Here is a 19,400-nt window from a genome sequence, read left to right as displayed (position 1 = left end):
ATGCGGGATAAAGGGGGAATTTTGTATGACTCAGGAGCATCCGCCGTTAACAGAGGGCGTTTATTATATTTTATTAGCTTTATTTGATGCACGGCATGGTTATGGCATCATGCAATTGGTAGAGGAAATGAGTAATGGTCGTGTTCGGCTTGGGGCTGGCACCATTTATGGGGCCATCAAAACATTACTTGAGCGTGGGTGGATTGAGGCGCTAGATGGCGACGGGCGAAAAAAGGAATACATGATTACAGAAAGTGGAAAAAGTGTTGTGGAATATGAAATTTTGAGATTAAGGGAACTTTTTGACAATGGTATCCGTATAACGAAAGGAGATGGATAATATGCATAAATATCGATTGATGATTAATCCTTATGCAATTGAGAATTGGGTCAATGATATGGCTAGCCAAGGGTGGCATCTGAAAAAATTTACTTGGATTCGTTTTACATTTGAGCGTGGTGAACCAGGTGATTATATTTATCGCCACGATGAATTAGAACGGTTTGGTACCCACTATGAAGATGACTATCTGGAGTTTTTAAAATCCTCAGGTATCGAGCAAGTAGATCGCTCTGGCAATTTTATTTTCTTTAGAAAGCCTTCTAATGAAGGACCTTTTGAGCTTTTCTCAGATAAGAAAACTAAGATTAATAATCTGTCTAAAAAAATTATGTTGCTGTTATTCATTATGCTTCTTAATTTATTCGTTGGTTTAACAGGACTTAGTGGTATTTTCTTAGGGCAACATACTGATACGGTAAGATTAATATTGAACAGCACTGATATTCTTGTGGTTGTGTTAATTGCTATACCATTATTTAAACTTATGCGGGTGCGGAAAAATTTAAAAAAAGAACTGGATGTGTATACAGATTAAAGCGGGAGGATGTGGATTCAATGAAAAAGATTAAATTTCGCTTTTATATTGACCATGAACATGAAGAACAATGGGTAAATAACATGGCTGAACAAGGCTGGTATTTAACAAGTTTTTGGCCCTTCTTATATGTATTTGAACGTGGCACCCCTGGTGAATATATATATCGCAGTGAAATGGTGATAAATAGGAAAAAAGATTACTATGATTTTTTAGACACGATGAATATTGAACATATGCATTCATTTGGGGTATGGGCATACTTTAGAAAAAGAAAAGAGGCAGGACCATTCGAAATATTTTCTGGGAAATCAGAAAAAATAAAATATTTATCACGTATTAATTTATTGTTTATCCTTGTCTGTTTGCTAAATGCTTTTGCTGTTTCGTTGAACATTGTACCTTCCATCATTCATCATGAATACCAAGAAATCACATGGTTTTGCTTGTTGAATGTATTGTTAATGTTCTTATTAATGCTAGAGGTTTATAGAAATCATAAACGTAAAAAGAGGTTAAAAATACTTACACATATTTATGAGGACTGAGTCTACAAGGTGGGATGCATGGATCTAATGCAGAAATTGGAAAACGTAAATATACTGCAACAAAGAATTACATATATTCAAAGAGGTTAAGGAGGATAAAAGATGACATTGCAATTACAAAATGTTACAAAGAAATATCAAGATTTCACAGCGGTTGATAATCTGAATTTTACCATTAAAAAAGGGGAGATTTTTGGACTGATCGGACAAAACGGAGCTGGCAAAACAACGACGTTCCGGATGATTTTAGATTTGCAGGAAACTACAGCTGGCACGATTATGTGGGATGGTAAACCAGTGAATGCCATTAACCGAGATGTGCTTGGCTATTTACCAGAGGAACGAGGCATTTTTCCAACGATGAAGGTAGAGGATCAGCTTTACTTTTTTGGAGAGTTACGTGGAATGAAGAAATCAGAGCTAAAGAAGGATATTGACTTTTGGATAAGTCGATTTGAGCTGGAAGAAAAACGCAAGGATAAGGCTGAAACATTGTCAAAGGGAAATCAACAAAAAGTACAGCTGATTGCAAGCTTTATCCATAAGCCACAGTTCTTAATATTGGATGAACCATTCAGTGGTCTTGACCCTGTCAATAAAGATTTACTGAAGGATGCTATATTACTATTAAAAGAACAAGGTACGACGATTTTGTTCTCAAGTCACCAAATGGATAATGTGGAGGAGTTGTGCGACCACCTTTGTCTATTAAAACGTGGAGTCGCTCTATTCTCAGGGAGTTTAATAGATTTAAAGAAGCAATACGGGAAAACGAGACTAGCGGTACGAACTGACTGGTCAACAGCTCAATTGTTAGCACTTGATGGTGTGAAAGATGTTCGAGTAGAGAAAGAACAAATAGTGCTTATTTTAGAAGACGAGAGCTTTGCACAAAGCATTTTTGAGCAGCTTTCAAATGGTAAATATATTGAAAAGTTTAGTTTAGATTACTTATCGTTAGATGAGATCTTTAAGGATAAGGTAGGTGGCAACATTGTCGAAGTTTAATTTATTAGTGAAACAACTCTATAAATCAAAATTGAAATCAAAATCTTTTATTGTCATGACGTGCATTTACATTATTGGGATGTCTGTTGCAGTTTTCTGGTCGGACATTAAAGAGCTTTTTATGGGTAATGACGATGCAAAACAAATTGCTATTGTCAATGAAACAACAGCCGATTTAAGTAGTCTTTTTATTTCCAACGGCGATATGGTATTTATACAGAATGAAACCAATTTATCGGAGTTGGAGAAAAAGGTTAAGGACGAGAAGCTAGATGCCATCGTTAAAATAGCAGATCAGAATGGTCAGCTACATGCTGAAATTGCTACTTACACGCCGTTGAAATTAAACGATCAAACAACGTTATCTTCACTACTGCAATATGCTGGTCAAAATTATACTGTACAACAGTTATCGCTAACACCAGATCAAGCAGCACAAATTATGGATGCCAAAACGATTATCTCTAATAAAAACTTGAATACAGAGTCTGCTGGTGGTAAAAGTGAAGAAGAGAAACAATCAGGGCTATTTGTATCTTATGCAGTGGGTATTTTAATTTATTTCTTTATTTCTACATTCCTGTCTATGATTACAACGGAAATTGCCTCTGAAAAAGGTTCCCGTGCAATGGAGATGCTATTAGTAAGTGTCAAACCAGCTACTCATTTTAAAGCAAAGATTGCTGGTGTACTATTACTTGCATTAACACAGATGGGCATTATTACAGTTGTCTTCCTAATCTATGCGAAGTTTGTGAAGAACGGCGTTATTTGGGATATGGCAGGTAGCATTGTTAAAGAATTGTCGTTGGGCTACGTGATATATGCAATTCTATTCCTAGTACTAACAATCGTTCTTTATTTAATTGTTGGGGCATTATTCGGTTCTTTAGTATCTAAAGTTGAAGAAGCAGGTCAAGTATTAATGCCTGCGATGATGATTACATTAATTGGCTTCTATGTAATGTTATCGGGAATGGGTAATCCAGATACAATTATCATTAAGGTATTCTCTTATATTCCATTTACGTCTGGAATGGTTATGCCAATGCGTATTGGGGCTACAGATATTGGGGTAATGGTACCACTAATATCACTAGGTATTTTAATAGCAACGATTATTGTGGCTTACTTATTCAGTCTATCATTCTATAAACGTAGTGTACTGACATATAGTTCAGGTGGCGTTATTAAAAAGTTTAAAACTGTGCTAAAAGTGACAACATGATGATGAAAGCAGCTACATATTGTGGCTGCTTTTTGGTTTTAGCTTCTTTCAGACGCAATTATGCCGAGGCGTAATTGATTATGATGCCAATCATAGAAAACTCTGTAAAGTATTTCTTGGATACTGTCGAATTTCCTAATGAAACACGCTATAATTTATAAAAGGGGTTGGGGCTATATGTTATCGCATGTACAAATCGATGCTTTATTAAAACAAAACTCGAAGTATCGTCCAGCATCACAAGAAGAGAAGGAGCTGTTTTTTGACAAGCTTGAGCAACAGTACCCTAAGAGTGATGAATTAGTCTCAATCTTGAATAATCGTGAGCAATTGCAGATTTGTGTCGATATGTCCAACCCTACAAATTATAGATTTCAACTAGAGCATTCAGAGGGTTCTTATAGATTGACTAACTCATTTTTTGCAATGCTTGAATAAATGAAACTTTTTCGTTATGTAATCGTAAATAGTAGAAGATAAATCGCAGGGGGTAAATCAATATGTCTGAATTCGACAACGACCTATTAAAATCAAAGGATCCATTCGCAACAGAAAATCCATTACTACAGCCTAATCCATTATTACAGGTAAAGCAAGAGCAAAAACCAGTCCTTGTTTCTGAACAAGAGCTATCACAAATTGCTCAAAATCAGCTTGCGTTAAAGCAAGATCCGGAAATCCATGCACTAGCACAAAAAATTGATGTAAAAGACCAAATTGCCATGCTAGAACTTGGAAAAGAAACTGCGAATGGCATTTCTGCTTTTTCAGATAAAATGCTAGCAACTATGAAATCTAGTAAACTTGAGGAATCAAGTGTATTACTAAACAATTTAAATAAAATTATGGATAAATTTGATCCTCAGGATTTTGCAGAGGACAAAAAAGGTGGCTTCCTTACAAAGCTATTCAGTAAGGGAAAGGAACAATTAGAAAAGTTCTTATCCAAATATGACAGCATGAATAAGGAAGTTGATGTCATTTTCCGTGAGGTTCAAAAATACGAGGTTGAAATGAAACGTAATACAATTGATCTTGAAAACCTATACGATCAAAACTTAAACTACTTCCAAACTTTAAGTAAGTTTATTGCAGCTATTGAAGTGAAAACGGATGACGTTCGTTCTTCATTACCAGAACTAGAACAGAAATCTCAAACTGGTGATCAATTAGCAGCGATGGAATATGAAACAATGCTACGTGCAGTGGATTTACTAGAGCAACGTCGTTATGATTTAGAAATGGCGCAGCAAGTTTCGTTCCAGTCTGCCCCACAAATTCGTTTAATGCAGCAAGGCAATAACCATTTAATTGCTAAGATTAACTCTGCCTTTGTCACAACAATACCGATCTTTAAGCAAGGGCTCATTCATGCAGTAACGCTAAAACGCCAAAAGCTTATTTCGGATTCAATGAGTGAACTGGACCGTCGTACAAATGAAATGCTAGTAAAAAATGCAGAGAATATTAGTAAAAACAGTGTGAATATCGCACGTGCGGCAGGTAGCCCAAGCATTAAAATTGAAACAATTGAAACAACATGGCAAACAATTATGACAGGTATTCAAGAAACGAAGCAAATTCAAGCGGAAACAGCGAGAAATCGTGAAGAAGGCCGTAAACGTATAGAACGCTTGCAACTGGAATACGAAAAACTGAAAAAAATGTAATCGTGAAGCTTCTTGCAACCTTTCCTTGCAAGAAGCTTTTTTGCCCCTCAAAATTCCCACTTCAAAGAAAGAAGTGAAGTGGAAAGTCAAGCAGGAGATCAATTGCCCGTAAAAGCCAGATGTTTCACTTTATTTTGACAAAATAGAAATTACTCATTATGATAAGAAAAATTAGAATGATTATTAAAGAAGAAGGAAGCGGAAAGATGTTAAATAAAGCAATACCATTACACGAACTAATTAGTAATGGAGTGAAGCAAAGATGATGAAAAAAATGGATCTAACTTCATTGTCGTGTGAACCTTTAAAGGATGGAACGCTTGCAATTAATACGACAGAAACACTTATGCTCGTATCACAAAATCGCTACCAAAAATTAACGCATTTAGAAGAGCTGTACAATGCTATTCATATAGATTTAGATGAAAAGCACACTATATTGGAGCAAGAGAGAAAGTTTTTAAAGAACCAAAATAGACAACTAGTGGAAGAAATGCAAATATTAAAGCAGCAAAATGCTGTATTACAAAAGAAGTTAACGGAATATAATTGTGCCGTAGATGAGCTTAAGGAACTTCGCAGACAAAATACTGAGCTACTAATTGAGCTGAGTAAATATACTGCCTTGTCGAGGGAGTCACTGTCAGGTCCGCTAAAATCTATGATTCGTGATATGCGCGAACAAGGCGTAGGGATTAAGGAAATTCATATTCGTATAAAACGACAAATCAATCCAGAAATCAGCTATAGTATGGTACGTAAATATATTTCTGAGCTAGAATCCGAACATAAAGAATAACGCCAAATTGATATGATATCAATTTGGCATTTACAGTTTCCAATCAAAGTCCTATAATTAGTCTATTCTTTTAGAAGTTAAAGCCTTCGGACGCAATTATGCCGAGGCATAATTGATTAGGGAATTTTACGAAAAAGTCGTAATTGATTTCAACAAGAGTAGGAGAGTTAGAGGCAATGTCAAATGAGAAAAAAGGGGTTTTGGCAGCATTCTTGGCTTATGCCTTCTGGGGTGCCTTTCCTCTATATTGGAAATTACTCGAGCATGTACCGAGTATGGAAATTTTATTGTCACGCGTCATTTGGTCCTTTGTCTTTACAGTACTAGCAGTAGTTGTATTTGGTATGCGCAAAGACCTTCTAGCGGATTTAAAATATTTATGGTCACACCAAAAGCATTTCTGGCAGCTTGCGGGAGCTTCCTTTGTTATTTCAATGAATTGGTACTTATATATTTGGGCAGTTACTCATAACCACTTAATTGAAACGAGCTTAGGCTATTATATTAATCCACTGCTGTCAGTTATTTTTGGAGTCTTTTTCTTTAAAGAAACTCTTAGTCGTGCACAGTGGGCAGCTACTGGAATCGCCTTTTTGGCAGTTATTATATTAACGATTAACTATGGTTCAGTTCCTTGGGTAGCGCTTCTTATTGCTATATCCTTCGCTATTTACGGTGTTTTGAAAAAGAAAATTACCCTTGATGCGACAAGAGGACTAGCTATTGAAACGCTATTTATTCTACCGTTTGCATTAGGCTATTATGTTTACCTATTTACAACGGATCAAGCCTCATTCTTACATGTTGATGTGAAAACAGACATCCTTATGATTGTCAGTGGTATAGTGACAGCCGTACCTTTAATTTTATTTGCGAAAGGGGCACAAAATATCCCGCTCTATTTATTAGGCTTTATTCAATATGTCTCACCGACAATTGTATTAATTTTAGGGATCGTGCTTTATAAAGAGCCGTTTAGTCAAGTAGAACTTTTAGCATTCAGTATTATTTGGGCAGCCTTACTACTGTTTTCAGGTTCGAAAATTATTGAAACGAGAAAGGCTCACCATAAATCTGCTTAATAAAGGGCTTGTAGAAATTTTCTACAAGTCCTTTTTGTATAATCCATAAAAATAAAGCTATTCTATCTTTAACTCAAATAAAAATGTCATGAATGAATATCGTTTACAATGAAAGAGGAGAAACTTTATGGATTTTCACTATACAGTCACATCAAATAAAACGATTGAAGAAACAATTTCAGCTATAGACATAAATTTAAAAGAACATAAATTCGGCGTTTTATGGGAGCTCAACTTAACTGAAACGTTGCATAAAAAAGGCGTAGATAGTTTTACAATGCCTTATAGAATTCTCGAGGTCTGTAATCCAGTAGAAGCAGCGAAGGTACTTGGTCATAATGCATTAGTTGGATACTTCCTGCCGTGTAAGATAACGGTTTATGAAGATGCAGGGAAAACGAAAATCGGCCTTCCAAAACCAACTGCGATGATAGGGTTGTTAAATGACCCTGAATTAAAATTAATTGCTGAAAAAATTGAAAAAATTCTAATGGATGTATTAGAGAAAAGTAAATGATGAATAAATAAGCACTTTACTTTTTTGTCAGTATATAGTAATATAATGGCAGTCAATTAGATAACAATGATGTTGATTATAAATTAATGAGAGGTGCTTTTGATGAGTGCGGTAGGTTCTAAATAGGAACAATTACATGAAATAAATTTTAATGACTACAGGGGATTTGTATCTTATAGAGACCCCTTATTTAGTTGTGGATTTATTTCGATACCTATGAAGATACCTACAATACTTTATAAAGCGTGTAATGCTCTGACTAAACTTCATTTTAACTTCTTTCAGCAAACATCCGCTGAAATAGAGGAACTCAGTCTAAGAACGCCACGTCCTGTGGCAACGACTGAGTGACCAACATCACGTTGGCCCAAAGCCTCTGGAGGATGTCACGGAATCGGAAAGGAATGCTTTGTGCTTGCACAAAGCCGATTCCGGACGCAATTATGCCGAGGCATAATTGATTGAAGTCTTTTTCACGATGCTTATTACACATGCCTTGTAATGTAAAAGCTGTGGTGTCCCCACAGCTTTTTTTGTTTTTTTAATTGAATAAATCATTGCTATCTAATGAGTAGGTATCTTCATGAATGATTAAGGGAAAATCATAGTGAGGAGAAATTAACAATGAATCATACTACTTTTGAGAAGTTACAATACAATGAATTAAAGGATATCGTTAAATCATACTGTGTCAGTGGGTTAGGGAAACAGTTATTAGATAAATTAACGCCGAGTCCAAGTTTGACAGTTGTTAAAAATCGTTTGAATGAAACAACTGAAGCAAGAGCAATTTTAGATGCGGAAGGTCATGTCCCATTTTTAGGGATTTCGAATATCGACAATACTATCAAAAAGCTTGAAAAGGGGATTATTTTAGACCCAAGTGAATTAGTTAGTATCTCAGACTTTTTAAGAGGCTGTAGAAAAATTAAAAAATTTATGCTGGAAAAGGAGTTTTTTGCACCAGTCCTTGCCTCCTATGCGAAATCTATGGCTGAATTCAAGAGCATAGAAGAGGAGATCAATTTTGCGATTAAAGCAAATCGTGTGGATTCTGCTGCGAGTAGAGAGTTAAAGCGTATCCGAAATCATATCGAAACAACAGAGGAAAAAATTAAAGATCGCTTAGCAAAATTTTTAAATAATAGTGCAAATAAAACATATATCCAGGAATTCTTTATTAGTAAAAAGGATGATCGATACACGATTCCTATTAAGGCTTCTTATAAAAATCATGTGCAAGGAACGGTAGTGGAGATGTCATCAAAAGGTGCAACGGTCTTTATGGAACCAAGTGCAGTTGCTAAATTAAATGTGGAAATGGCCACTTTGAAAGCAGAGGAAGCGGTAGAGGAATATCAGATTTTAGCGACGTTATCTGGATTACTGATGGAAAATATCCGTGAAATCAACATCAACATGGAGTTAATTAGCCAATATGATATGGTATTTGCCAAAGCTAAGTTTAGCAAGCATATTGGTGGCGGAGCACCCAGTTTAAATGATGTTGGCTATATAAAGCTCATCAATTGTAAGCATCCACTGTTAACCGGTGAGGCGGTGCCCCTTCATTTTGAAATTGGTAAAGATTATCGCAGCTTAATCATTACAGGACCGAATGCTGGTGGAAAAACAGTCGTCCTAAAAACCATTGGCTTATTAACATTGGCTACTATGTCAGGCTTCCATATTGTTGCAGATAAAGGTACTGAAATAGCTATATTTGATCATATTTTTGTAGACATCGGTGATAATCAAAGTATTGAAAATGCACTTAGTACGTTTTCATCGCATATGAAAAATCTTTCTGATATTATGAGGGCATCTAACAATAATACACTTTTACTATTTGATGAAATAGGCAGTGGTACTGAACCAAATGAAGGAGCAGCATTAGCCATTTCTATTTTAGAGGAGTTTTATCATATGGGATGCATCACAGTTGCCACAACCCATTACGGTGAAATTAAGCGTTTTTCTGAAATGCATAGCGATTTTATGAATGCGGCAATGCGTTTTAATAGTGAAACATTAGAACCGTTGTATCAACTAGTTATCGGCACGTCTGGAGATAGTAATGCTCTGTGGATTTCACAGAAAATGAATGTTCGTGAAACGGTATTGCAAAGAGCGAAAGACTATATGGCGAATAAGGATTACCATCTAGAACGAGTAAATGATAGTAAAATCAGGAAGCCTGAAATTGAGAAACAGAGAAATTGAGGTAAGAGAAAAGGGATTGCACAAGTGTGCAATCCCTTTAATAATTATTGAACCGTATCTATTTGTGCTTTAATTGAATAATAAGTTTCTTCAATTTTTTGTTTGTAAGGTAGATCAATTAAATCCTGAGAATCCTTATAGGCCATCTTGGCGATTTCGTAGGCTGTTGTTAACTCACCAAAGTGTGCATAACAAAGCGCTTTATAGGAAAAGCATTCATTAATGCCTAATATGTCATATGGATGTAAGATGGATGAAGGAATGCTTGTAAAATGGTCAAATGCTTCCTTAGCTTCTTCATATCGACCTAGCAAATATAAGGATTTACCTTTTTCACAATAATATAAGTTTTTATCAAATTTAATCGTTCCCATATCCATAAGTGGACGAAAATTCTCCATTTCCTCTAGAGCCTGCTGATAATCGTGAGTGTAATTGTTATAATAATGAGCTCGTAATAAGAAAATAAAAGCATCCACATCTATTCGTTCAACAAAAATTCGATACTGCTCAAGCTTCTTCAGCATATGCTCTACTTGCTCGAAATCATTGTCAATCATTGCACAAAACGCCCCAATACGATACATATCATCAATATAAGAGTAAAATTGATTTTTATGTGCATTGGTAATGGTCTCATAAATAAGCTGTTTACCTGCTTCATGTTCGCCAATTGCTAACTGAAAAAGGCTAATATAATAAGCCATTTTCACAGCATCTCGCGAATCTAATTGGTAATTTTCCTGCTCAGACTCTTCTTTCGCCTGTAAAATACAAGAATAAGCTATTTTGTAGTTTCGTTCTACCGATAATATATTCATCTGTAATATATAGGTTTCAAACCAATGACTTAGTAAATTAATTTCCTTAAACATATAGCGTGCCTGTTGAAGAGGTGACTCCCATGCCGTTGATCCCGCATGATATTGTGCTGCTGCATATATATACAGTAAACGACCTGCTTCATAACTAGGCGAAAGCTCTTCTACGTAAGGCTTAATCATCTCTACGATTTGCTGCATATTATCTGTATCACCAAGTTTTAATTCCGCAAACAAAATTTCTACCTGCTCTAAAAGTTGACGTACCGTAGAGGGAGTTACTTGCTCAAGTAATTCACTTGCTTTTACCCCTAGACGCTCAGCGATAAAATCAAGGCTTTCCATTGAAGGCTTGGCCTTACCATTTTCAATTTGGCTTAACATACCTTTTGTTAGACGATCACCGGCAAGTGCCTCTAATGTTAATTTTTGTTCCTTTCTTAATTTGCGAATTCTTGTACCTAAAGAGTCCATTGCCTCGCCTCCTTTTTTATAACATGTCCTTTGTTTAATTATATTAAACTTTCTCTTGCGTGAAAAGTGGGAATTGTGGTATATTTTGTTTAATAAAATTAAACTTTTTAACGTAATTGAAAATATGGAGGGATTTTGCATGAATGAAGCGGCAAAATATAAAAAGGCGACATATCATTTGTGGACATTTACTGCCAGTAAAATGATTGCCATGTTAGGGTCTCATGTCATGGCGTTTGGAATCAGTTTGTATATTTTAGCCATGACAGGGTCGGCAATGAGCTTTGCGACCAATATGATTTGTTCCGTGTTACCACGTGCACTTGTAGCACCATTAGCAGGCTATGTGGCAGATAATTATTCGAAAAAGCGTACAATTCTACTTGCACAAGCTGGTACCATTTTGACAGTGGGTGGATTACTACTTTATACAGAAACGGTAGGCTTATCGGTGTATGCAGTTTATACGGCTACTGTTTTCAATACCATTTGCTCTGCTTTTTCTGGAGTAACGTTTTCATCTGCGATTGCAACGCTTGTTAATCCAGAGCGTTTACAGCGTGCCATGTCATTTAATCAATTGTCGACGTCTGTAGCTATGATCGGGGGACCAGTAATTGGGGGAATGATGTACGGATTCTTTGAGATGGACGTATTTTTAATGGTCAATGTAGTGGCTTATGCCATTGCCTTTTGTTTAGAAGCAACTATGAATTTTAACCTTTATAGTACAAGAGGGGAAGATGTGAAAAAAGAAAAAATGTGGGAAGGGCTCAAGAGTGGTTTTCATTATATAAAACAACAAAAAGTCATTAAAACGATTATGTGGGTTGCCTTATGGATTAACTTATTCTTCTCAGCAATCGCTGTTGGAGGAACGTATATTATTATTGAACTGCTCAAAGTAAAATCCACGCATTTTGGCTTTATTGAGGCTTCGGGTGCGGCAGGAATGCTAGTAGCTTCACTTTATTTTGCAACAAGACCAGAGGTGAAGGCACCATTACGTTTCTCGAAAATTAGCTTGTTGCTATTGGCTGGTAGTGTTGGGCTAGCAGTGATTCCATTGGTAACAAATTTTTCATATGTAACAATTGTTGTATTTTACCTTATTATTTACTTTATTTTTGCTATTTTTGAAATGGGCATTAATATGCCAATCGGGGTGTATATGCAAAAAAATATAACTGAAGAATACCGTGGGCGTGTCTTTGGGCTGATGGAAACGATGGCTATGTCGATGATGCCAATTGGTATGATGGTTTATGGGGTGTTATACGATACATTACCAGCGATTGTTATTTTGCCGGTGACAAGTGTGATTATTATTACGCTCTCACTAGTCTTGCTACGGACTTCTACCTTAAAAGAAGCTCATCCAGAGTTTTATAATAAAGAGGTCATGACCGAAACTATGGCCAATTAAATTTATTCTTATATACAAAACCAGGCATGTATTCACACTAGCATGCCTGGTTTTATATTACTGGTCCTCAATCACAATATAAGTAGCTTTAATCGGTCCATGCACACCTACAACTGGAATCATTTCAATATCTGCTGAGTTACTTGGCCCTGTTATAAAGTTGATACAGGAGGCAATTTGCTCGCCATGTCTGATTTTTTCACTAATAATGCGAGCTGCTTGTGTCATGCGTGGAACAATTGTACTTTTAGGAATTAATATAATAGACTTCTCTGGCAAAAAACTAACTGATCTACCTTTATCCTTGTTACTAAAAAGCACGGCAGTTCCTGATTCTGCTAAGGTTATTTCGCTTATGGTGATGCCGATGTTTGCTTTTTCAGCCTGTTGGATATTTTCCTCAGGTTGCTCTGAGTCCCATTCATATAGTTGAATATTTGCTTGTGGCCACTGCTCAGCCATTAAGGTTGATAGTCCATAGCTTTGGAAACGCTCGTCCTTCCAGGTGATCACGGAATGACCCCCATAATTTTCGACCACTTGGTGTAAATCATCTGAAAGCTTTGTAGTAGTTGTCTTGACAAGAGTTGTATTGATATTTTTACATTGCTCAGCTAACACTTCTACTAAATCATCTCTTGTTGCATCTTTTAGGACGCGATCTTGTGGTTGATGTTGCCAAGTTGGTCGTGCGAGTTCTGTTTTCGGTGCATGTCCAAGCTGTTTTGCGATTTTTGATAAAAATACATCTCTATTTTGAATGGTACCTGTCATTATTTTTGCCCTCCTTTTTGGCGGTGTTTAAACCAGTCACGGAAATTATCCTTATTTGGAGCAGGAAAATCTCTTGCTTCCGTCCATGCTTTTAGGGGACCTGGGCCATTTGAAATTTTATTATCTTTTGTAAATGGAGACATTGCCGGTGAAGCCATTTTTGTCGCCATTTTATATAGGGCAGGGGTGGAAGCACCTAAACCAAATGCCTTCATTAATAGCTTTTCCGATACAGGTGCCTTTCCTTCATTTTCAACAATGACTTGGCGATGTCTATGAATAAGCTGATGTAACGGAATCTTTACAGGACAAGCATCTGTGCAGGCACCGCATAATGTAGAGGCATATGGTAGCTCCTTAAAATCATTATAGCCACCTAATAATGGTGACAGAACGACACCCACTGGTCCGGAGTAGATAGAGCCGTACGTATGCCCGCCAACATGACGATAAACTGGGCAAGCATTGACACATGCTGCACAGCGAATACATTGTAAAATAGGCTGGAATTCGCCACCCAAAATATCAGAACGTCCATTATCAACAATTACTAAGTGGAATTCCTCGGGTCCATCTGTGTCACCTTCATCTTTGATCCCCGTTAATGTTGTAATATAGCTTGTTAGTTTTTGACCAACAGCACTTCTCGTTAATAAACTCACTAGCACTTCCATCTCTTCAAAGCTAGGAACGATTCTTTCCATTCCCATGACCGTAATTTGGGTTTTAGGTAGGGCGGTCACTAAATCGGCGTTGCCTTCATTCGTGACGAGAGTAATCGAGCCACTTTCTGCAATAGCGAAATTACAGCCTGTAATGCCAATATCTGCTGTTAAATATTCATGCCTTAATTTTTCACGTACATAAAGGGCAAGCTCCTCTGGTTTTTCAGTTTTATCATAACCTTGCTTTTCTTTAAAAACATCTCGAATCTGCTCCTTATTTTTATGCAAGGCAGGAACAACGATATGAGATGGCGGCTCGTGATCGTCCACTTGCAAAATGTACTCTCCTAGGTCAGTTTCAATGACTTCACAGCCAAGCGACTCTAAAGCGGCGTTTAAATTAATTTCTTCTGTGACCATGGATTTTGACTTCACGATTTTCGTAGCATTTTTCTTTTTAGCGATGCTTTGAATATAGTCTGTCGCTTCTTGTGCTGTTTGTGCAAAGTACACATGTCCACCTCTTTTAGAGACATTTTCACTTAGCTGATATAAATAAAAATCTAAGTTCGCCAACACATGCTTTCTTATTTCTTCTCCATGAGAGCGCCATTCTTCCCAATGTCCGAGCTCTTGTGCTTGTGTAAGTCGACGGGATTGAAAGCGTTCCTGCGCGCTTGACACTGCGCCACGCATAAATGTATTTTCTAATTCCTTCGTTACACGATGATTGAAGCTATCATCACTTGTTTTCATTGCCATCCCTTTTCCCCCTCTTATCGGCAGTTCAATACTTCCGCAATATGCATGACTTTAATAGGCTTTCCTTGTCGATTAATTCGACCACCAATATTGATTAAACAGCCAGCATCGGCGCCGATTAAAATGTTTGCTCCTGTTTCTTCAACATTTTGTACTTTTTCATTGACCATTTCTCCCGAGATATTCCCCATTTTTACTGAAAATGTTCCCCCAAATCCACAGCAACGATCTTTCCCAGGGAGTTCTACATACTGTAAGCCTTTCACTTGGTTTAATAATTTAAATGGTGCTTCCTTTACACCGAGTAGGCGTGTCATATGACAGGAGGTATGATAAGTAGCCTTGCCATCTAAATGTGCACCTACATCCTCAACCTTTAATACATCTACAATAAACTCTGTAAATTCATAGGTTTTATCTGCTAATGCTTGCGCTTTTGGTTCCCAAACGTGATCTCCTTTAAACACTTCTGGATATTCCTTAAACATATAAGCACAGGAACCAGAAGGGGAGACAACATACTCTGCATGCTCAAATGTTGTTATCATTTTTTTCATAGCATTTTTAGATTCTTTGACGTAGCCACTATTGTAGGCAGGCTGCCCACAGCATATTTGATTTTCAGGAAAGTCAATATCACAGCCAAGCCTTTCAAGCACTTCGACGACAGCTTTTCCTACATCACCTTGAAACATATCAACTAAACAAGTCGCAAACAGTGTTACCTTCATAATAATCGCTCCTTTATACATCAAATCCTCACGGAACAGCTAATCAACTGGTCATCTGATGACTTAATGGTTAAATATATTATTTTTATAATACTACAACTTTTCAGACTAATAAAAGTGTTTACCGCAAAAAATTTAAAAGCTGTCTATTCGAAAAAATAGACAGCTCTTGTTATTTCATGGATTCTGTTGTTTCGAAATATTGCATTAAAACCTTTTCCACATTACTTAGATGCGAAGCCATTGCTTGCTTTGCCAGTTCCTCGTTTTGCTGTTTAATCGCAAGGAAAATTTGCATATGTTCATCGTATAGCTTTTCACTTGTTGTTTTTTTTGAGTACAACCAAATTCGGCGCGTTTCTTTCATCATTTCGATCATTAAGCCTGAGACTTGATCTAATAAAGTTGCAAGTAGGGGATTTTGTGATGCTGTTGAAATGGCTGCGTGAAATTGAAAATCCACTTTTTCTCCAAGTTCACCATCACCTTGTACCCGTTTCATCTCATCCAAAATTTCCAGCATTGATTGTATGTCTTCCTCTGTTCGATGAATGGCTGCGCTAGCTGCTGCGCCCACTTCGATAATTTTACGTACTTCTAATAAATGTGAGACATCCTGCTTATTTGTTAAGATCACTGTTGATAGGGGGAAATCAAGCTGGTTGGGTTGAACACTTTTGACAAATGTACCCGAGCCCTGCTTAATATCAATGAGCCCCATTGCGTTTAGTGCGGAAAGTGCTTCTCGAATTGCGGATCTACTTACTTGTAATTGTTCAGCAAGCTGTTCTACAGAGTCAAGACGATCACCAGGCTTCAATACGCCACTTCTAATTTTTTCATAGAGGATTTCGGAAACTTCCTCATATATTTTTTTAGGTTTAATTTTTCTTAATTCCAAAGAGCTACACCTCATTTATCTCTATCTTTTGCTCTGTCGATATGTTTATTATACATGAAGAAAAGTAATTTACTCGCTGTATAAAATGAATACTTTATGTAAATGAAAAAAGCTTAATATGAAAATGTTATAAAATCAATTTGAGGTTAGCCTAATATAATGTAGAATAAAGGCGAATATTGTTGACAGATAATTCACGGGAGCGCATAATGCAAAAGAACATGAACAAAAGAGTTTCTTGGTCTAATAACATCCGAATAATAAAGTGTGTATGGTATTTCACTTTTTCAACACCTTTTTGCCATGAAACGTTCACAAACAAGAAGGGCGCAATTTAATGTGATTTTTGGTACGATGGAGGCAGTAACTGTAAGGAGCGAATGAAAAAATATGGGAACTGATATTAACGTATTTTTAGCTTTTGGTGCAGGGTTTTTAAGCTTTATTTCACCGTGTACTCTTCCATTGTATCCAGCATTTTTATCATACATAACAGGTATGACATTAGATGAGCTAAAATCGGAACGCGGTATGTTACAAAAGCGTGCTATTTTCCACACATTATTCTTTTTACTAGGATTTTCAATTATCTTTATTATGATTGGACTAGGGGCATCTCTAGCAGCAGAGTTCTTCCTTAATTATCAAACATTACTACGTCAGGTTGGTGCCATTTTAATCGTAGTATTTGGTTTAATGATTGTAGGATTACTACAAATTGACTTTTTAATGAGAGATCGAAAATTCCAATTTAAAAATCGACCATCTGGTTATATTGGTTCTGTATTAATCGGAATAGCCTTTGCGGCTGGTTGGACGCCGTGTACAGGCCCAATTCTAGCATCGATTATTGCATTAGCTAGTGCTAATCCAAGCGCAGGCTTTAGCTATATGTTAGCTTATTATTTAGGCTTTGCGATTCCATTCTTCGTGTTATCTTTCTTTATAGCACGTATGACTTGGATTCGAACGCACAGCCAAAAAATCGTGAAAATAGGTGGTTATATTATGATTGCCGTTGGAGTATTATTATTCTTTGATGGATTAACGTATATAACACGCATTTTAACGCCTATTTTCGGTGGATTTACAGGACTATAGTCTGCTAAACTATAAAAGGCAAACTGTACTTTAACGTGGAGGGAGATGAACATGTGCCTACAGTTTTAGTAGTGGATGATACGCTATTTATGCGTGTTGCAATAAGCAATATGTTTACTGAATGGGGTTATGAGGTAGTCGGCAAGGCAGCAAATGGTAAAGAAGCTGTAGACATGTATCGCGAGTTACAACCAGATCTAGTAACGATGGATGTAACAATGCCCGTTATGACAGGTATTGCAGCAGTAAAAAAAATCATCCCAGAATTTCCGAATGCAAAAATAATTATGATTACGGCTTTAGGTCAACAGAAGTTAATCGTGGAAGCGATAGAAAGCGGTGCGAAAGATTTTATCACAAAGCCTTTCGAGCCAGATAGATTAAAAGCTGTAGCAGACCAATTACTTGGACAAAATTGTTAAATTGACATTAGAGGAGGATTTTATATGTTAAGCAATATCCCTTCTCAATATTATGTTATAGGCTCGACCATTATGGCCATTTTTATGGGTAGCTTTGTTATGTTTATACGTATGCGAGCATCCAAAAAACCAACAAATGAGAAGAAAATTATCATTCCACCTATTGCAATGTCTTCAGGTGCATTCATGTTTTTATTTGAACAATTTAGAGTTCCGCCTATGCAAATTCTAGAGGCGGCAGCAGTCGGAATGGTATTCTCGACAATATTAATTGCTACTTCTAAATTTGAATTAAAGGGTCAGGATATCTATTTAAAACGTTCAAAAGCTTTCGTGTTTATATTAATCGGACTGCTAGTTTTCCGTATTGTTGCAAAAATGATATTAAGCAGCTCCATTGATGTTGGCGAGCTAGCAGGCATGTTTTGGATTTTAGCATTCGCAATGTTACTTCCTTGGCGAATTGCTATGCTCATACAGTTCAAAAAAGTCAAAAAAACTATTCCATTGAAGGATATGTAATGGAAAAAGAGGCTGGGACAGAACCCGATTATTTTGAAAAATAGCGAAAATGGATAATAACTTTTCCGCCTCTCTGAGTTAAATATTCCTTCATAAATCAAAAAAATGTTAGACCGATTGTATCTTGGTCTAACATTTTTTCTTTTTGTCCCAGCCTCTTTTTTTTGAATGAAGTTCGGCTAATGGATAGAACAGTTCGAGTGGCGGATAAGGTCAGCAAAGTGGAGGATGGAAGACAGAGCGACGGATTGGGCTGTCAAAGTGGCGGAAAGAAAGTCGAAAGCGACGGATGGACTAGACAAAATGACGGAAAGAAAGTCGAAAACGACGGATGGAATAGCCAAAGTGGCGGATAGAATGTCAGAAGTGACGGATAGAAGACAGAGCGATGGATGGACTAGTCACGGCGACGGAAAGAAAGTCGAAAACGACGGATAGAATAGTCAAAGTGATGGATAGAAGACAGAGCGATGGATGGACTAGACAAAATGACGGAAAGAAAGTCGAAAACGACGGATAGAATGGCCAAAGTGGCGGATAGAAGACAGAGAGATGGATAGCAAGGCGAAAGCGACGGAAAGAAAGTCGAAAACGATGGATAGAATAGCCAAAGTGGCGGATGGAAGACAGAACGACGGATGGAAAGGCAAAAGTGACGGAAAGAAAGTCGAAAACGACGGATAGAATGGCCAAAGTGGCGGATAGAAGACAGAGAGATGATAGCAAGGCAAAAGCGACGGATGGACTAGTCAAAGCGACGGAAAGAAAGTCGAAAACGATGGATAGAATAGCCAAAGTGGCGGATGGAAGACAGAACGACGGATGGAAAGGCAAAAGTGACGGAAAGA

At 37.0% G+C, this 19,400-nt stretch carries 21 protein-coding genes and 1 pseudogene; 17 read left to right on the top strand and 5 right to left on the bottom strand.

All coding sequences use genetic code 11. From position 1 onward, the window contains the following. Positions 1–25 precede the first annotated feature (25 nt). The 11 genes and pseudogenes from ACIQXF_RS11385 to ACIQXF_RS11335 all read left to right on the top strand — a co-directional run. The gene (locus ACIQXF_RS11385; protein ID WP_402782899.1) at positions 26–340 is read left to right on the top strand and encodes a PadR family transcriptional regulator; all 315 of its coding nucleotides are present in this window, start codon (positions 26–28) and stop codon (positions 338–340) included. Between the two features lies 1 nt (position 341). Continuing rightward, positions 342–878 (top strand): DUF2812 domain-containing protein, encoded by a 537-nt coding sequence (locus tag ACIQXF_RS11380; protein ID WP_402782897.1) that lies wholly within the window; start codon positions 342–344, stop codon positions 876–878. Between the two features lie 20 nt (positions 879–898). Continuing rightward, a complete protein-coding gene (locus ACIQXF_RS11375; RefSeq protein WP_402782895.1) occupies positions 899–1,426 on the top strand; it encodes a DUF2812 domain-containing protein in 528 nt (175 codons plus the stop codon). 102 nt (positions 1,427–1,528) lie between these two features. After that, the gene (locus tag ACIQXF_RS11370) at positions 1,529–2,434 is read left to right on the top strand and encodes an ABC transporter ATP-binding protein (RefSeq protein WP_402782893.1); all 906 of its coding nucleotides are present in this window, start codon (positions 1,529–1,531) and stop codon (positions 2,432–2,434) included. Then, positions 2,421–3,662, top strand: coding sequence for an ABC transporter permease (locus ACIQXF_RS11365; RefSeq protein ID WP_402782891.1), 1,242 nt, complete (start codon positions 2,421–2,423; stop codon positions 3,660–3,662). The genes ACIQXF_RS11370 and ACIQXF_RS11365 overlap by 14 nt, the downstream gene beginning before the upstream one ends. 177 nt (positions 3,663–3,839) lie before the next feature. Continuing rightward, entirely contained in the window at positions 3,840–4,100 is a 261-nt protein-coding gene (locus tag ACIQXF_RS11360) for a hypothetical protein (protein ID WP_402782889.1), read from the top strand. Positions 4,101–4,162: 62 nt separating this feature from the next. Beyond that, positions 4,163–5,332 carry a toxic anion resistance protein gene (locus ACIQXF_RS11355; RefSeq protein WP_402782887.1) on the top strand — a complete coding sequence of 390 codons (1,170 nt, stop codon included), beginning with the start codon at positions 4,163–4,165 and terminating at the stop codon, positions 5,330–5,332. Between the two features lie 262 nt (positions 5,333–5,594). Further along, a complete protein-coding gene (locus ACIQXF_RS11350; RefSeq protein ID WP_402782885.1) occupies positions 5,595–6,131 on the top strand; it encodes a hypothetical protein in 537 nt (178 codons plus the stop codon). 176 nt (positions 6,132–6,307) lie between these two features. Then, positions 6,308–7,213 carry an EamA family transporter RarD gene (rarD, locus tag ACIQXF_RS11345; protein WP_402782883.1) on the top strand — a complete coding sequence of 302 codons (906 nt, stop codon included), beginning with the start codon at positions 6,308–6,310 and terminating at the stop codon, positions 7,211–7,213. 127 nt (positions 7,214–7,340) lie between these two features. Then, positions 7,341–7,730: a DUF302 domain-containing protein gene (locus tag ACIQXF_RS11340; protein WP_402782881.1), complete on the top strand. Its 390-nt coding sequence runs from the start codon at positions 7,341–7,343 to the stop codon at positions 7,728–7,730. A 624-nt stretch (positions 7,731–8,354) separates the two neighbouring features. Next, positions 8,355–9,947 (top strand): annotated as a pseudogene (locus ACIQXF_RS11335) (endonuclease MutS2); the annotation flags it as partial. A gap of 50 nt (positions 9,948–9,997) precedes the next feature. Here the strand turns inward: ACIQXF_RS11335 and ACIQXF_RS11330 are convergent. Further along, entirely contained in the window at positions 9,998–11,248 is a 1,251-nt protein-coding gene (locus tag ACIQXF_RS11330; protein WP_402782877.1) for a helix-turn-helix domain-containing protein, read from the bottom strand. 139 nt (positions 11,249–11,387) lie between these two features. On the opposite strand from ACIQXF_RS11330, the gene ACIQXF_RS11325 reads away from it, so the two are divergent. Further along, a complete protein-coding gene (locus ACIQXF_RS11325; protein ID WP_402782875.1) occupies positions 11,388–12,674 on the top strand; it encodes an MFS transporter in 1,287 nt (428 codons plus the stop codon). Between the two features lie 57 nt (positions 12,675–12,731). On the opposite strand, the gene ACIQXF_RS11320 is transcribed toward ACIQXF_RS11325, so the two are convergent. The 4 genes from ACIQXF_RS11320 to ACIQXF_RS11305 form a co-directional block, all read right to left on the bottom strand. Continuing rightward, positions 12,732–13,448: a LutC/YkgG family protein gene (locus ACIQXF_RS11320; protein ID WP_402782873.1), complete on the bottom strand. Its 717-nt coding sequence runs from the start codon at positions 13,446–13,448 to the stop codon at positions 12,732–12,734. Next, complete coding sequence (locus ACIQXF_RS11315; protein ID WP_402782871.1) at positions 13,448–14,875, bottom strand: LutB/LldF family L-lactate oxidation iron-sulfur protein; 1,428 nt, start codon at positions 14,873–14,875, stop codon at positions 13,448–13,450. Before ACIQXF_RS11315 ends, ACIQXF_RS11320 begins: the two co-directional genes overlap by 1 nt. A 14-nt stretch (positions 14,876–14,889) precedes the next feature. After that, positions 14,890–15,606: a (Fe-S)-binding protein gene (locus ACIQXF_RS11310; RefSeq protein ID WP_402782869.1), complete on the bottom strand. Its 717-nt coding sequence runs from the start codon at positions 15,604–15,606 to the stop codon at positions 14,890–14,892. Between the two features lie 172 nt (positions 15,607–15,778). Beyond that, complete coding sequence (locus ACIQXF_RS11305; RefSeq protein ID WP_402782867.1) at positions 15,779–16,507, bottom strand: FadR/GntR family transcriptional regulator; 729 nt, start codon at positions 16,505–16,507, stop codon at positions 15,779–15,781. 390 nt (positions 16,508–16,897) lie between these two features. Between ACIQXF_RS11305 and ACIQXF_RS11300 the strand changes: the two genes are divergently transcribed. From ACIQXF_RS11300 to ACIQXF_RS11280, 5 genes are all read left to right on the top strand, one after another. Then, entirely contained in the window at positions 16,898–17,608 is a 711-nt protein-coding gene (locus ACIQXF_RS11300) for a cytochrome c biogenesis CcdA family protein (protein WP_402782865.1), read from the top strand. Positions 17,609–17,643: 35 nt separating this feature from the next. Then, complete coding sequence (locus ACIQXF_RS11295; RefSeq protein WP_402782863.1) at positions 17,644–18,030, top strand: response regulator; 387 nt, start codon at positions 17,644–17,646, stop codon at positions 18,028–18,030. Positions 18,031–18,054: 24 nt separating this feature from the next. Further along, positions 18,055–18,552 (top strand): CcdC family protein, encoded by a 498-nt coding sequence (locus tag ACIQXF_RS11290; protein WP_402782861.1) that lies wholly within the window; start codon positions 18,055–18,057, stop codon positions 18,550–18,552. A 228-nt stretch (positions 18,553–18,780) separates the two neighbouring features. Then, positions 18,781–18,990, top strand: a complete 210-nt coding sequence (locus ACIQXF_RS11285; protein ID WP_402782860.1) for a hypothetical protein — start codon at positions 18,781–18,783, stop codon at positions 18,988–18,990. 181 nt (positions 18,991–19,171) lie between these two features. After that, the coding region (locus ACIQXF_RS11280; RefSeq protein WP_402782858.1) for a hypothetical protein at positions 19,172–19,400 on the top strand (229 nt) is incomplete at its 3' end.

It is taken from the genome of Lysinibacillus sp. NPDC097231 (assembly GCF_044761885.1).
Classification (GTDB): Bacteria; Bacillota; Bacilli; order Bacillales_A; family Planococcaceae; genus Lysinibacillus.
The sequence above is the reverse complement of the archived record's forward strand: the minus strand, read 5'-3'. Positions and strand labels throughout refer to the sequence as shown.